The sequence below is a fragment of the Lysobacter sp. CA199 genome, assembly GCF_052078715.1.
Taxonomy (GTDB): domain Bacteria; phylum Pseudomonadota; class Gammaproteobacteria; order Xanthomonadales; family Xanthomonadaceae; genus Lysobacter.
The window spans coordinates 281,196-294,624 of sequence record NZ_JBQJIL010000008.1 but is presented as its reverse complement, the minus strand read 5'-3'; the positions used below and the strand labels follow the sequence as shown (position 1 = coordinate 294,624).

The 13,429-nt window shown below is 67.2% G+C and carries 11 protein-coding genes; 5 read left to right on the top strand and 6 right to left on the bottom strand.

What is annotated here, in order from left to right; genetic code table 11:
- Window positions 1-337 precede the first annotated feature (337 nt).
- From ACTOWJ_RS16370 to sufT, 4 genes are all read right to left on the bottom strand, one after another.
- Window positions 338-2,380: a S8 family serine peptidase gene (locus ACTOWJ_RS16370; RefSeq protein WP_441335689.1), complete on the bottom strand. Its 2,043-nt coding sequence runs from the start codon at window positions 2,378-2,380 to the stop codon at window positions 338-340.
- 566 nt (window positions 2,381-2,946) lie between these two features.
- The gene (locus tag ACTOWJ_RS16365) at window positions 2,947-4,728 is read right to left on the bottom strand and encodes a S8 family serine peptidase (protein WP_441335688.1); all 1,782 of its coding nucleotides are present in this window, start codon (window positions 4,726-4,728) and stop codon (window positions 2,947-2,949) included.
- Between the two features lie 475 nt (window positions 4,729-5,203).
- Window positions 5,204-7,006: a S8 family serine peptidase gene (locus ACTOWJ_RS16360; RefSeq protein ID WP_441335687.1), complete on the bottom strand. Its 1,803-nt coding sequence runs from the start codon at window positions 7,004-7,006 to the stop codon at window positions 5,204-5,206.
- A 482-nt stretch (window positions 7,007-7,488) separates the two neighbouring features.
- The gene (gene sufT, locus ACTOWJ_RS16355; RefSeq protein WP_441335686.1) at window positions 7,489-8,040 is read right to left on the bottom strand and encodes a putative Fe-S cluster assembly protein SufT; all 552 of its coding nucleotides are present in this window, start codon (window positions 8,038-8,040) and stop codon (window positions 7,489-7,491) included.
- A 101-nt stretch (window positions 8,041-8,141) separates the two neighbouring features.
- Here sufT and ACTOWJ_RS16350 point away from each other — a divergent pair, with 101 nt between their 5' ends.
- A complete protein-coding gene (locus ACTOWJ_RS16350) occupies window positions 8,142-8,594 on the top strand; it encodes a hypothetical protein (RefSeq protein WP_441335685.1) in 453 nt (150 codons plus the stop codon).
- A 165-nt stretch (window positions 8,595-8,759) separates the two neighbouring features.
- On the opposite strand, the gene pdxR is transcribed toward ACTOWJ_RS16350, so the two are convergent.
- The gene (pdxR, locus tag ACTOWJ_RS16345) at window positions 8,760-10,214 is read right to left on the bottom strand and encodes a MocR-like pyridoxine biosynthesis transcription factor PdxR (protein WP_441335684.1); all 1,455 of its coding nucleotides are present in this window, start codon (window positions 10,212-10,214) and stop codon (window positions 8,760-8,762) included.
- 274 nt (window positions 10,215-10,488) lie between these two features.
- Here pdxR and ACTOWJ_RS16340 point away from each other — a divergent pair, with 274 nt between their 5' ends.
- From ACTOWJ_RS16340 to ACTOWJ_RS16330, 3 genes are all read left to right on the top strand, one after another.
- Window positions 10,489-11,376, top strand: a complete 888-nt coding sequence (locus tag ACTOWJ_RS16340; RefSeq protein WP_441335683.1) for a helix-turn-helix domain-containing protein — start codon at window positions 10,489-10,491, stop codon at window positions 11,374-11,376.
- 120 nt (window positions 11,377-11,496) lie between these two features.
- Complete coding sequence (locus ACTOWJ_RS16335; protein WP_441335682.1) at window positions 11,497-12,003, top strand: hypothetical protein; 507 nt, start codon at window positions 11,497-11,499, stop codon at window positions 12,001-12,003.
- Window positions 11,993-12,598: a cytochrome P460 family protein gene (locus tag ACTOWJ_RS16330; protein WP_441335681.1), complete on the top strand. Its 606-nt coding sequence runs from the start codon at window positions 11,993-11,995 to the stop codon at window positions 12,596-12,598. Before ACTOWJ_RS16335 ends, ACTOWJ_RS16330 begins: the two co-directional genes overlap by 11 nt.
- Here the strand turns inward: ACTOWJ_RS16330 and ACTOWJ_RS16325 are convergent.
- Entirely contained in the window at window positions 12,552-12,803 is a 252-nt protein-coding gene (locus tag ACTOWJ_RS16325; protein WP_441335680.1) for a DUF6053 domain-containing protein, read from the bottom strand. The two genes, ACTOWJ_RS16330 and ACTOWJ_RS16325, sit on opposite strands and share 47 nt — an antisense overlap.
- Before the next feature lie 128 nt (window positions 12,804-12,931).
- Here ACTOWJ_RS16325 and ACTOWJ_RS16320 point away from each other — a divergent pair, with 128 nt between their 5' ends.
- On the top strand, window positions 12,932-13,405 hold the full coding sequence (locus ACTOWJ_RS16320) for a DUF1456 family protein (protein WP_441335679.1): 474 nt from the start codon (window positions 12,932-12,934) through the stop codon (window positions 13,403-13,405).
- Window positions 13,406-13,429 lie beyond the last annotated feature (24 nt).

Here is a 13,429-nt window from a genome sequence, read left to right as displayed (position 1 = left end):
CGCATCGGCGGCGAGAAGCCGGATTCGCAAGCGCTGCGCGCGACGCGGTCCGGATGCAATTGACCAGCGCATGCAAGGCCGGCCAATGCCTTCACGCTAGAGCGTCGGTGCCGGCCACAGCACGAGCCCGGCGTAGCTCGCCGGATGAAATTTCGTGACTCGCATCAACTATTCAAACCATTAGGACAAGTCCTAATCCGCAACCAAGGGTTGCGCTCGCAACAAAGGCCGGGATCGCCGGAGGCGCTCGTTCGCGCAGACAGCCGCTCTGGAATGAAAAGCCTCAGGTGCACTGCGTGTGCCGCGGCCGCATCGCTGCGGCCGCGACGCGGATGGATCAGAACTTGACGCTCCAGCTGTCGATCTTGCCGGTGTCGCTGCCGGCGCGATCGGCCGCGCGCAGCTTCCAGGCGCCGTTGAGCGCCTCGCTCGACAGATTCACCGTGTAGGTCTTGACGATGTTGTCGGCGCTGCTGCCGGTGCGGTTGTGCAGGTTGTAGACCGAACCGTCCGGCGCGATCAGGTCGACGATCAGGTCGCCCTGGTAGGTGTGGACGATGTTGACCGACACCTGCGCATTGCTCGGCGCGTTGCCGCTGCGGCCCGACACGGTGATGCTGCTGCTCACGCCGGTGGCGTTGTTGTCGGGAATGTTGAAATCGGCGGCGTTGCTGTAGGTCTGCACGCCGCCGCTGCCGCCGCTCACCGTGACCGAGGAGGTCTTGCTGTGGGTCGCGCCGCCGTTATCGGTGACCGTCAACGTGACCGTGTACGTGCCGGCCGCCGTATAGGTCTTGCTCGGGCTGGTCGCGGTCGAGGTGGTGCCGTCGCCGAAGCTCCAACTGCGCGACGCGATGCTGCCGTCGCTGTCGCTGGAGCTGTCGGTGAAGTTCACCGTCAGTCCGCTGATCGCCGAGCTGAAGTTCGCCACCGGCGCTTGGTTGCCCGGGGTGCCGCCGGATACCGCGGCGACCGCCGCGGCCGCATCGATGATGCCCGCGCCGCAACCGCCGGAGCACTTGTTGGCCGCAATCGGCCGCGCCGTGCTTTCCAGGATCTGCTCGATCTGCGCCGGCGTTTTCGCCGTCGGCGAGGCGGCGATGATCAGCGCCGCCACGCCGGCCGCATGCGGGCTGGCCATCGAGGTGCCCTGATTGAAGGCATAGCGGCCGCCGCTCACCGTCGACAGCACACCGTTGGCATCGTTGGTGAAAATCATCTCGCCGCCGGGCGCGGTGATGTCGATGGTGGCGCCCCAGCTGGAATAGGACGAACGCGAACCGGATTTGTTGCTGGCAGCCACCGAGATCACGTTATCGCAGCCGGCCGGCGTGACACCGCTGACGTCGATATTGCTGTTGCCCGCGGCCGCGATCACGGTCGAACCGTTGGCGACGGCGGTGTTGACGGCGAGTTGCCAGGCCGGCGTCGTGCTGCACGGACTATTGCCGCCGAGCGACAGGTTGATCACCTCGGCCGGGTTGGGGTTGGCCGGCACGCCGGCGATGCTGCCGCCCGATGCCCATACCACCGCGTCGGCGATATCCGAATCGGAGCCGAAGCCCTGATTGCCCAGGACCCGGATCGGTACGATCTTGGCACCGAAAGCCACACCGGCGACGCCGATGCTGTTGTTGGTCACCGCGCCGATGGTGCCGGCCACATGGGTGCCGTGGTCGACATCGGACGAATCGAAAGGATCGGCGTCGCGGCCGTCGCCGTCGTCGGACTTGCCGCACCCAGGCAACGCGCCCGCCTCGCGGCACTCCGCATCGGAAAAGCCGGTGGTCGAGTGGATGAAATCGTAGCCTGGGAGAATATTGGCGTTGAGGTCGGCGTGCGGCACGATGCCGCTGTCGACCACCGCCACCACCACGCCGCTGCCGTTGCTGGTGTTCCAGGCGGTCGGCGCACGGATACCGACCGCGGAGTCGGCGTAATGCCACTGCTTGCCGAACTCGGGATCGTTCGGCGTCATCAGCGCCTTCTTGAGGCCGTCGAGTTGAACGAATTCGACATCGCGATCGGCGGCGATCTGCTTCATCAGCGCGGTCGCTTCGGCGCGATTGAGCGGCGTGTCCGAGGCGATCACGCGGCCGCCGGCCATCAACATCTGGCGGACCGCACGCAGGCCCGGCGCCTTGCCCTGGACGACGACGCGCGACGCTGCGTCGTTGAGTGAAGAGCGCATCGACGCCACCTGCGTGGCCGGCGCGCTGCCGCTGCGGTATTTGACGATGAATTGGGTGTTGCCCTCGGCGTTGAGATTGCCGAGGTATACCTGCCCGGCCAGCGCCGGGGCGGTCAATCCGGACAGAGCCAGGGCAGTGCCGGCGGCGAGAAGGTGGACGCGATGATTGCGATTCGAGCGAGACATCATGAGTGAAAATCCCAGATAGGCGCCGAGGTGCGGCGAGTGAAACGTTCAGGCCTACACGACGGCGGCGATCGTCGGCGTATGCGATGTAACGTTGCGACGGAATGCGGTTGGGGGAAGCGCGATCCGGCGTACACGCTAACGATCGCGCGAAAATTCCGGCAGGCGAATTCGTCTGATTTTTCGCTGAGTAAAGCGACCCACGTCGCATATCGTTCTTTAATTGTTTCGCGATGACGCACAACGAAAAATGCGTCGCCGACCCTACCTCGCATTTACGAAAATTCGTCCAATGCACATCAAAAAAGCAGTGTTATCACCATAAATATGTGACTTTTACTGAGATAAGGTGGCAGTTCGCGATACGTTCCCGATGCGGCCATCAAAGCGGCTGCGCGTTGCCGCCCGCACGACCCGCACAGTCTTCGGCGCCGCCCGTGCTGTCGGCAAACTCCGCCAGACTTTCGACGCAAACGAAAAACCCCGGCCGAAGCCGGGGTCTGTTTGCCTGCGTGTCGCCGCCTGAGCGGAACGGCGGCGACCGGATCGCTCCGGCCGCCGCCTGTCGATCAGAAGGTAACGCTCCAAGTGTCGATGCGGCCCACGTCCTGCGCGGCGCGATCGGCCGCGCGCAGCTTCCAGCTGCCGTTGAGCGTTTCGCTCGACAGATTCACCGTGAAGGTGCCGCTGACATTGTCGCCGCTGCTGCCGGTGCGGTTGTGCAGGTTGTAGACCGAGCCGTCCGGCGCGATCAGGTCGACGATCAAGTCGCCCTTGTACGGATGGATCACGTTGATCGACACCGAGGCGTTGCTCGGCGCGTTGCCGGTGCGGCCCGACACCGCGATGCTGCTCGACACGCCGGTCGTGTTGTTGTCCGGAATGTTGTAGTCGGTGCCGTTGCTGTAGGTCTGCGTGCCCGGGTTCGGGTTGCCGCCGCCGAGCGCGTCCAGCGCCGCCTTGGCATCGACGATGCCCGCGCCGATCAGCTGATCGGGCGTGCTCGGGAACGGCTTGACCGTGTTCTTGAGCAGGGTCTCGATCTCGGCCGGCGTCTTCGGCGTCGTCGCCTTGGCCTGCAGCAGCGCGACCACGCCGGCCACGTGCGGCGTCGCCATCGAGGTGCCGCCGTAGGAGGCGTAGCTCTCGGCGCCCGGCGTGGTGGTGCCGGCGTTGAGCGTGGACAGGATGTTCGAGCCCGGCGCGGCGACGTCGACCACGGTGCCGTAGTTCGACTTCTGCGTGCTGCTCCACACCGAACGCGCGCCGGCGCTGTCGACCGCGCCGACGGTGATCACGCCGGTGCAGTTGGCCGGACGCGCGTTGGAGGCGTTGCCGTTGTTGTTGCCGGCGGCCACGACCACGGTCACGCCGCGCGAGACGGCGCCGTCAATGGCGGCCTGGTAGGTCGAACCGCAGGCGCCGCTGCCGCCCAGGCTCATGTTGATGACTTCGGCCGGGTTCGGATTGGCCGGAATGCCCGAGACGGTGCCGCCCGAGGCCCAGGTGATCGCATCGGCGATGTCGGCCAGGGTGCCGCCGCAACGGCCGAGCACGCGCACCGGAACCACCTTGGCGTTGTAGGCCGTGCCGGAAACGCCCTTGGCGTTGTTGGTCACCGCGGCGATGGTGCCGGCCACGTGGGTGCCGTGCCAGCTGGAGTTGCTGTTGTAGGTCACGCCGCAATCGGAGCCGACGAACCAGTCGCCCTGGTCGGCCGGGTTGGAGTCGCGGCCGTTGCTGTCGCGCGCGGCGGTCGCGTCGGTGATGAAGTCGTAGCCGCCGATGATGTTGGCGTTGAGATCGCTATGGCTGACGATGCCGGTATCGATCACCGCCACCACCACGCCGGTGCCGGTGCTCACGTCCCAGGCCTGGCTCGCGTTGATGCCGGCGTCGGCGTCGGTGTAACCCCACTGCTCGCCGAAACGGGTGTCGTCGGGGGTGAAGAACGCGGTCATGCGCGCGTTGGGCTCGACGTACTCCACGCTCGGGTCGGCGGCGATCTGGCGCATCAGCGATTCGGCCTCGACCCGATCGAGCTTGCGGCTGGCGCGCACCACATCGGCGCCGATCGAAGTGCGGCGCACGTGCTTGAGGCCGAGCGCATGGCCCTTGCCGGAGAAGCTGCTCGACACCGTGTTCAACGCATTCTGCAGGGTCGCTGCGTTGCTGCGCGCGGCGGTGCCGTCGCGGTGCTTGACGATGAACTCGTCGTTCTGTTGGGCATTGGCCAAAGCGGCCAGATTGACGCGATCGGCGGCGTACGCCGATGCGGCTACGCAGGACACAGCGGCCACGGTGGCAGCGGCAAGCGCGTGCTTACGCACGCGCAAGGTACGGTCGGACATGGATGAAACCCCCAAAAAACGAAGTGCCGTCTTGCGGCGTTCAACGCGCGGTGGTCTGCGTGGCCACGTCCCTGTCTGCACACGACAGCGTCCACGCTGTTTGTGTACGGGCTCAGTGGTGTTCCAGCCCGCCTTAGCACGCTAAAGCCATGCTTACAGTGCCGGCAAGCCGTTAGCCGTATTGTTGCGGGGGCATATGCGTGAACGATGTCGCATATTTGGATTAATTTCGACACATCTATTTGCACTGCGTGTGCGCGAAGTTTCCTTCCGCAAGGCAGCGAATATGCGATGGCGTCGTGGACGTCGTGCCGGGTACTGCTCTGCGAGTCGGTCGCGGATTGATTTCCTAGTGCATCGATGGGAATTCATCCCTCGCCCACCCCTCTCCCGCATGCGGGAGAGGGGCTCGGGACGCCCCGATGCGCATGCCGCCGAAGCGGAGCATGCGCACGGGCCACCGGTGTTGCGTGGATCAGAACGTGATGCTCCAGGTGTCGATGCGGCCGGTGTCGACGCTGGCGTTATCGTTCACGCGCAGCTTCCAGGTGCCGTTGAGCGGCTCGCTCGACAGGTTGAAGGTGAACGTGCCGCTGACGTTGTCGGCGCTGCCGCCGGTGCGGTTGTGGATGTTGTAGAGCGAACCGTCCGGTGCGACCAGATCGACCTTCAGATCGCCCTTGTAGGTGTGGACGATGTTGACCGACACGCTGGCGTTGCTCGGCGCGTTGCCAGTGCGGCCGGACACGGCGATCGAGCTTTCCACCGTGGCGTTGTCGTTGATCGCCACGTCGGTGCCGTTGGTGTAGGTCTGGGTGCCGGTGCTGCCGACGGTGACGGTGCCGCTCTTGGTGTGGGTGGCGCCGTCGTCGTCGGTGACCGTGAGGCTGACGTTGTAGGTGCCGGCCGCGCTGTAGGTCTTGGACGGATTGGCCGCGGTCGAGGTGGTGCCGTCGCCGAAGTTCCAGCTGCGCGAGGCGATGGTGCCGTCGCTGTCGGTCGAGGTATCGGTGAAGCTGACCGTCAGCCCGCTGACGCTGGAAGTGAAGTTCGCCACCGGCGGGTTGTTCGGGCCGGGGCCGCCTGAGAACAGCGAGTACAGCAGACGGTTCGGCGAGCCGCGCAGATCGGTGATCTTGCCCGCAGTGGCGTTGTTGACGATGGCGGCATGCACCTGATCCGGCGTCGCCGCCGGGTTCACCGCCAGATACAGCGCCGCGACGCCGGCCACGTGCGGCGAGGCCATCGAGGTGCCGCTGTTGGAGACCGACGCGGTGGCGCTGCTGATGCCGGCCGAAACGATCGAGGTGCCGGGCGCGAACAAGTCAAGGCAAGTGCCCCAACTGGAGGCCTGGCCGCCGGTCCAGATCGAACGCGCATCGTTGCGGTCGCTGGCGCCGACGGTCAGCGCGCGCGGAACGCGTGAGGGCGATTCGGTGCAGGCGTCGATGTTGCCGTTACCCGCCGCCACCACCGCCACCACGCCGGCGTTGATCAGATTGTTCACCGCGGTATCGGTCGCGGCCGAAGCCGGGCCGCCCAGGCTCATATTGGCCACCGCGGGCTTGACGTGATTGGCGGTGACCCAGTCGATGCCGGCGATGATCTGCGAGTTGGGCGCGCTGGAACCGCAACCGAACACGCGCACCGGATGGATCGTCGCCTTCTTGGCTACGCCCCAGGTGGTGCCGGCGACGGTGCCGGCGACATGGCTGCCGTGACCGTGGCAGTCGGTGGTGGTGGGATCGCCGGACACCGACGAGAAACCGTTGCCGATGCGGCCGGTGAACTCGGTGTGGTCGGCGCGCAGGCCGGTGTCGACGATGTAGGCGTGCACGCCGGTGGCGTCGGTGTCGTAGGTGTAGCTGGTGCTCAGCGGCAGGTCGCGCTGATCGATGCGGTCGATGCCCCAGGTCGCGTTGTTCTGGGTCGCGTCGACCGACATGTAGCCGTCTTCTTCGACGAAGGCCACACGCGGATCCTTGAGCAGTTGCGCCAAGGACGCGTCGTCGGCGTCGATCACGAATCCGCGCAGCGCATGCTGGTAGCTGCGCAGCAGCTTGGTGCGGTATTGGCTGGCGATGCCCTGCGCAACCGCGGGCACATTGGCCACGCCGTTGCGGCTGTCGGCCGACAGCGAGGCGGCTTGTTCCTTCAGCACGACGATGTAGCGGCCCTCGATCGGCCTGTCGACGGTCAGCAGTTCCGCCGCCAGTCCCGGCAGCGCGACGGACATCAGTGAAGCACCAATGGCCAACGACAAAATACGACGATTCATGCACTTCTCTCCCTGAGTGAGCGGGATCCCGGCCGACACGGCGGACTGCGGATTCGACGCATCCACGGCGAGCGGCGTCCCGCTCCACGCAGTCCGGCGCCGCATCGTCGCTGGCACCGGCATCGCACCGAACAAAGCAGCGCGCAGCGGCTCCGCCGCCAGCGCTTTCCACGGCACTGACCGTACTTTGCAATCCCGAAGTTGAAACCCGAGTGGTGCCGCGGTGCGCGGCGAATAACCGTCCTGGCTTGCGCGATGCGCAACATCGAAGATGCGAAAGCCCGGCGGCATGTACGGCCATGCGTCTGCGTGGCCGCGAACAACAACCTAGGCACACACGCAACCCGCGTCTATGCACTGAAAACGATTCTCGCGGACACAAACCGTGAACACGATTTGCAGTTCTTACAATCGGGTACGCAGGCCGAACACTCTTGGGCACGCCATACGTCGCCGTCCGGCGACGTCGCGCGCGCGACGCGTCAAAGCATTCCGGTTTCCAGGCGCGCGGCCTCGGACATCATGTGCCGTCCCCACGGCGGATCGAACACCAGCTCGACGTCGGCCTCGGCCACGGTCGGAATCATTTCGAGCTTGCTGCGCACATCGTCGACCAGAATGTCGCCCATGCCGCAGGCCGGCGCGGTCAGGGTCATGCGCACCTCGACCATGCGCTGGCCGTCGTCGCGCGGCTTGACGATCGCCTCGTAGACCAGGCCCAGGTCGACCACGTTGATCGGGATCTCCGGATCGAAGCAGGTCCGCAACTGCTTCCAGACCAATTGCTCCACCGCTTCGTCGTCTGCGCCTTCGGGCAGTTCCAGCGGCTCGGGCGGTTCTTTGCCGATCGCGTCGGCATCGCCGCCGGAGATCCGGAACAGATTGCCCTCCACGAACACGGTATAGCTGCCGCCCAGCGCCTGGGTGATATAGCCCACGCTGCCGGCAGGCAGGTTGACCTGCTCGCCTTGCGGCACGAGGACGGCGGCGCAATCGCGCTCGAAACGGACGGGTTCGCTGCTGCGGGAATACATGGCCAAAAGATGGGGATGCCGTGCCGCAGCACAAGTCGCGCCATTCTACCGGTCCCGGCCGGCTATGCTGTAGGGCTTGTCCCGCCCACAGTGTTCCGCCCATGACCGTCGCTCCCCCCGACCGTTCCGCCGCCACACAGACGGCACCAGCCAGTTCCGGCCGTCTGAGCCTGTTTTCGTGGCTGTTGCTGGCGCTGGGCACGTTCGGTTTCGCCGCTTTCTGGGTGCTGCTGTCGCTGACGTTCGACCGCCAATACAACTGGGTGGCGGTGCTGGGAGCGCTGGACATCGCCTGGATGCTGCGCCTGGGCGGCTGGCGCCCGGGCTGGCGCCGCGCCGCGCTGGGCCTGGCGGTGACCGCGCTGATCGTGGCGCTGGCCAACTGGGGCATCGTCGCCGGCCAGATCGGCACCGTGCTGGGGCTGGACCCGATGGAGTCCGCGGCCAAGCTGGGACCGAATTTCTTCTGGAACCTGGCGGTGCTGGCCAATAGCGGTCTGGAGTTGGTGTGGCTGGGGATCGCGCTGATCGTGGCGGCGGTGGCGTCGCGCTGAGGCGGCCGGGGCTGGTGGTTCGCCGGAATTTGAGGCGGCGCGGTCGCGGCTTGCGCCGCTCCTACAGTCGGCGACCGCGATTGACGGATATCTGGATGTGGGAGCGGCGCGAGCCGCGACCGCGAATCGGCCACCGCCACGCCGACCGACCCGCGCGCGAAACCCTCAGCCGCCCACCTGCTCGAACGCCATCTCCTCCAGGCAGGTGGCGAACAGCTTCGCCGCTTCCTCGATCTCGGCCACCGACAAGGCACCGTAGCCGAACAGCAGACCGGCGCGTTCCAACGGATGCAGGTAATACGGCGCGATCGAATACAAGCCCAGACTGCGGCTTTGCGCATAGGCGATGAACGCCTCGCCCTGGGCCGCCGTGCGTCCGCGCAACCACACCAGCAGGTGCATGCCCGCGTGCGAGTCGTCGATCTGCAACGCGTCGCCGGCCAAACGTCGCAACGCGGCCAGCAGCACATCGCGGCGCTGCTTGAGGGTCTTGGCGGTGCGGCGCAGATGCCGCTCGAAGCCGCCGTCGGCGAGGAAATGCGCGAGCGCGGCTTGTTCGATGCCCGGCGATCCGAAATCGTCGACCCACTTGGCGCTGACGAAATCGTCGCGCAGCCCGGGCGGCGCGACGATGTAGCCCAGCCGCAGCGAGGGAAACAGCACTTTCGAGAACGTACCGACGTAGATCACCCGGCGACTGTCGTCGAGCCCGCACAGCGCCGCGTGCGGCTGCGCGTCGTAGCGGAACTCGCCGTCGTAGTCGTCTTCGAATACCCAGCAATCGTGGCGATTGGCGTAGTCCAGCAGCGCGCGCCGGCGCGGCAGCGACATCAGCGAGCCGGTCGGAAACTGGTGCGACGGCGTCACGCAGATCAGCCGCGGCGGTCGCTCGGGCAACAGGTCGGTGCACAGGCCGTCGGCGTCGACCGGCACAGGCACCAGCTTGGCGCCGTGGATCTGCAGCGCCTCGCGCACGGCGAAGTACTGCGGGTCTTCGATCACCACCTCATCGCCTTCGTCAAGCAACACCCGCGCGGTCAGACTGATCGCCTGCTGGGTGCCGGCAACCACGATCACGTCCTCGGGCGCGGCCTGCACGCCGCGGCGCAGCGACAAGTACTCGCACACCGCCGCGCGCAATACCGGCAGGCCCTGCGCGGTCGGATAGTTGGGCGGCGTGTAGGCGGCCGCGTGCGACAACGCACGCGCCCAGGCCGAGGTCAGCAGCGGATTGGTGAACGGCACGCCGTACTGGAAGCTGTGCAAGGTGCCCGGCGCGCGTCGGCCGGGAATGTTGGCGTGATCGTGATAGCGCCGCAGCCGCCGCGCATAGGCGCTTTGCGCGGCGATCCGCTGCGGCGGCTCGTTGCGCGCCTGCACCGGCGAACCCGGCAGGGCCACGAAACTGCCCGAGCCCACCCGCGCCTGCATGAAGCCTTCCGCGCGCAGTTGCTCATAGGCGGCCAGCACCGTGTTGCGCGACAGTCCGAGCTGCTGGGCCAGCAACCGGGTCGGCGGAAACCGCACCCCGGCCGGCAATCGGCCCCCCAGCACGGCGTCTTTGAGCGACCGGACCAATTGACCGTGCAGCGGACCCCGGCCGTCCAACGGCAGATACATGGTGTGCTCCGGATTGGCCCCCTCGGGCCTTGCGTCGCATCGAGTGTGCCAAGCCAATCGGCGAGTTGCGAGACGGCGACTGCGAGTCGGGCGTTCCCGGCACATCGACGGCGCTAGACCGGCGCAATGCCGGATTGAGACGGCGATCCGCGCCGCAATCGATTGGCTCCTTCGGTGCCGAAGTAATTGGCCCTCCTGATGAGGGCTCCGGATGGCTAGCTTAGGTGCCAACCGAGGTGGTCCCCCCACACGCAGCACCCCCGACGAGGGCCGTATGAGCCTGCATCAGCACCGGATTCATTTCGCCGAGCACCTGGATCTGTCGGCCGCCCGCCCCGGCCCGCATCCGCCCGGGCTGCACCTGATCCGCGCCTCCGGCCGCGCGGTCCAACTGGACGTACCGGCCGGCTGGATGTCGCTGTGGCTGCCGTTGCGCGGCCCGCTGCGGCTGGAGTCGGCCGACAGCACCTGGGAGCTGGCCCCGGGCCATCTGCATATCTGGCGCGACGGCCGCCTGCGCAGCAGCGCGCGCTTGCCGTGCTGGTGGCTGTGCCTGAGCGGGCCCGAGGCGGCATGGCGCCCGTACCTGCTCAACGGTCCGGACGAACAAAGCAGCGATCTGCTGCCGTGGGAAGGCGCCGCGCCGCGCGACGTACAACGGCTGCTGGTGCGGCTGGCGCGGCTGGCCGCGCAGCCGGCCGAATTGGCGGCCAACGGCGCCGCGCTGGTGCGGACCTTGTGCTCGCTGTTGCTGGAGCAGCAGCGCGACCTGCAAGAACGCCTGCCGCGCTGCAGCGGCCGCACCCAGCGCCGGCGTCAGCAGACCTTGCTGCGGCTGTTGCGCGTGCAGCACCTGATCCGCCGTCATCCGGAGATCCGCCTGGACCTCAACCGGCTCGCGCGCAGCGCCAACTATTCGCCCTGCCACCTGATCCGGATCTACCGCGACGTGTTCGACGAAACCCCGACCGAATTCGCCGCGCGCCTGCGTTCGGACCGCGCCTGGCGCATGGTCCGCGAAACCCGCATGCCGGTGTGCGAGATCACCGAGGCGCTGGGCTTCGAAAGCCAGAGCGCGTTCTGCCGCGCGTTCAAGAATTCCTTCGGGCTGACCGCGACCCAGGCGCGGCGACTGGACCGGCCGGAGGTACGGGCGGCCTGAGTCGCCGCGCGCCCAAGCCGCCTTCGCCCGATCGCCATTGCAGCATCCGCAGCGCCACCGCCCTCGTATCGACTGGCGACCGCAGCGCCTCGCGTTCTTCCCTAATTCACGAGATCCGTCATGACTTACGCCGCACGCCCCACCCGCTCGTTGCCGTTGTGGACCGCGATCGGCGGTCTGATCGCCGGCACCCTCGATATCGCGTATGCGATCACCTACTGGGGCGTCACCGTGGGCGTGCCCGCGCAGCGCATCCTGCACAGCGTCGCCTCCGGCCTGATCGGCCGCGAAGCCGCGATGGCCGGCGGCGCCGGGACCGCGGCCCTGGGCCTGTTCCTGCATTACTTCATCGCCCTGGTCATGGCCGCGGTCTACGCCTTCGCCGCGACCCGCCTGGCGTGGATGCGTCGACGTCCGTGGCTGGCGTCCACCTTGTACGGCTTGTGGCTGTTCGTGGCGATGAACTTCATCGTCGTGCCGCTCTCGCGAGCCGGCAGCAAGGGCTTGCCCGACGACATGCTGTGGATCGTGCTGAGCATCGCCGTACATGTGGTCTTCGTGGCGTGGCCGATCGCCTGGGCGGTGCAACGCGCCTTCGCCGACAAGGGGCTGTCGCATGCGCGCTGACCGCGATGGCGACGGCGCGCGCGCATCGAATGGCCGCGGTTGCGGACGGGCCGACGCGATCGCCCTGGCCGCCGCGCTCGCCCTGGCCCTGGCGATCGGCGGCTTCGCCCAAGCCGCCTCGCCGCCCGCGGATCCGCCGCGGGCCCAAGATGCGCCGGCAATCGCGTTCCCCGCCGGCTACTCGATGTGGACCCACATCAAGAGCGGCCTGATCACCTCCGGCCACGCCGCCTACCCGCGCTTCGGCGGCCTGCACCACATCTACGCCAACCCCGCCGCGCTGCAGGGCTATCGCAGCGGCGAGTACCCCGACGGCGCCGTGCTGGTCTACGACCTGTTCGAAACCCGCGACAGCGGCGACGGCATCGTCGATCAAGGCCCGCGCCGGCATATCGATGTGATGGTCAAGGACAGCGCGCGCTTCAAGGCCAGCGGCGGCTGGGGTTACGCCGAATTCGCCGCCGGCGAACGCGCCGACCGGCTCAAGACCGCCGAACGCGACGGCTGCGCGGCCTGCCACGCATCCCGCCAACAACACGGCGATGTCTTCAGCGAATGGCCCAACGCCGGCGCGCGCGAGCACTCGGATTCGTAACCGCCGCGGGCCCGATTCGATTCGGATCTACGGACCGGCAAGCTCTTGTGGGAGGGCCTTCAGGCCCGACGCCTTTCGGCCGGGCCTGATCGAAAAGCGTCGGGCCTGAAGGCCCTCCCACAAAAGCACGGCATCGGCCTTGGCGCGCACAGCCCCGATCCGCCCAGCGCTCGCCCGAAATGCGAGAATCCGCGTTCGCCCCCATCCCCGCCCCAGGCCCGGCCGATCCGCCGGGCCCTTGTCGGCGATGGCATTCAAGAACGCATCGGCCGCCGCGCGCGGGGCCGGGTGGCACCAGGGCCGCGCCTCAGGCCGCGCCCGGCAGGACAGACCATGATCAACAACGACGTATTGCGCAGCATCCGCTACATGCTCGATCTGAGCGACCTGAAGGTCGTGGAGATCGTCAAACTCGCCGACCCGGCCTTCGCGCTGGAAAAAACCGACGTGCAGGCCTTCCTCAAGAAAGACGAGGACGAGGGCTATGCCGAATGCGACGACGCCGTGCTCGCGCGTTTCCTCGACGGGCTGGTGTTCCACTACCGCGGCCGCGATGAAAGCCAGCCGCCGCGCCCGCTGGAAAAACGCGTCAGCAACAATCTGGTGCTGAAGAAACTGCGCGTGGCCTTCGAGCTGAAGGACCTCGACATGCACCAGGCCTTCGCCGACGCCGGTTTCCCGGTATCCAAGCCGGAGCTGAGCGCGCTGTTCCGCCAGAGCGACCACAAGAACTTTCGCGCCTGCGGCGATCAGATGCTGCGCAACTTCCTCAAGGGTTTGACGTTGCGCATTCGCGGCAACGCGTGATCGCACGCGCGACGGGTGCGCTGC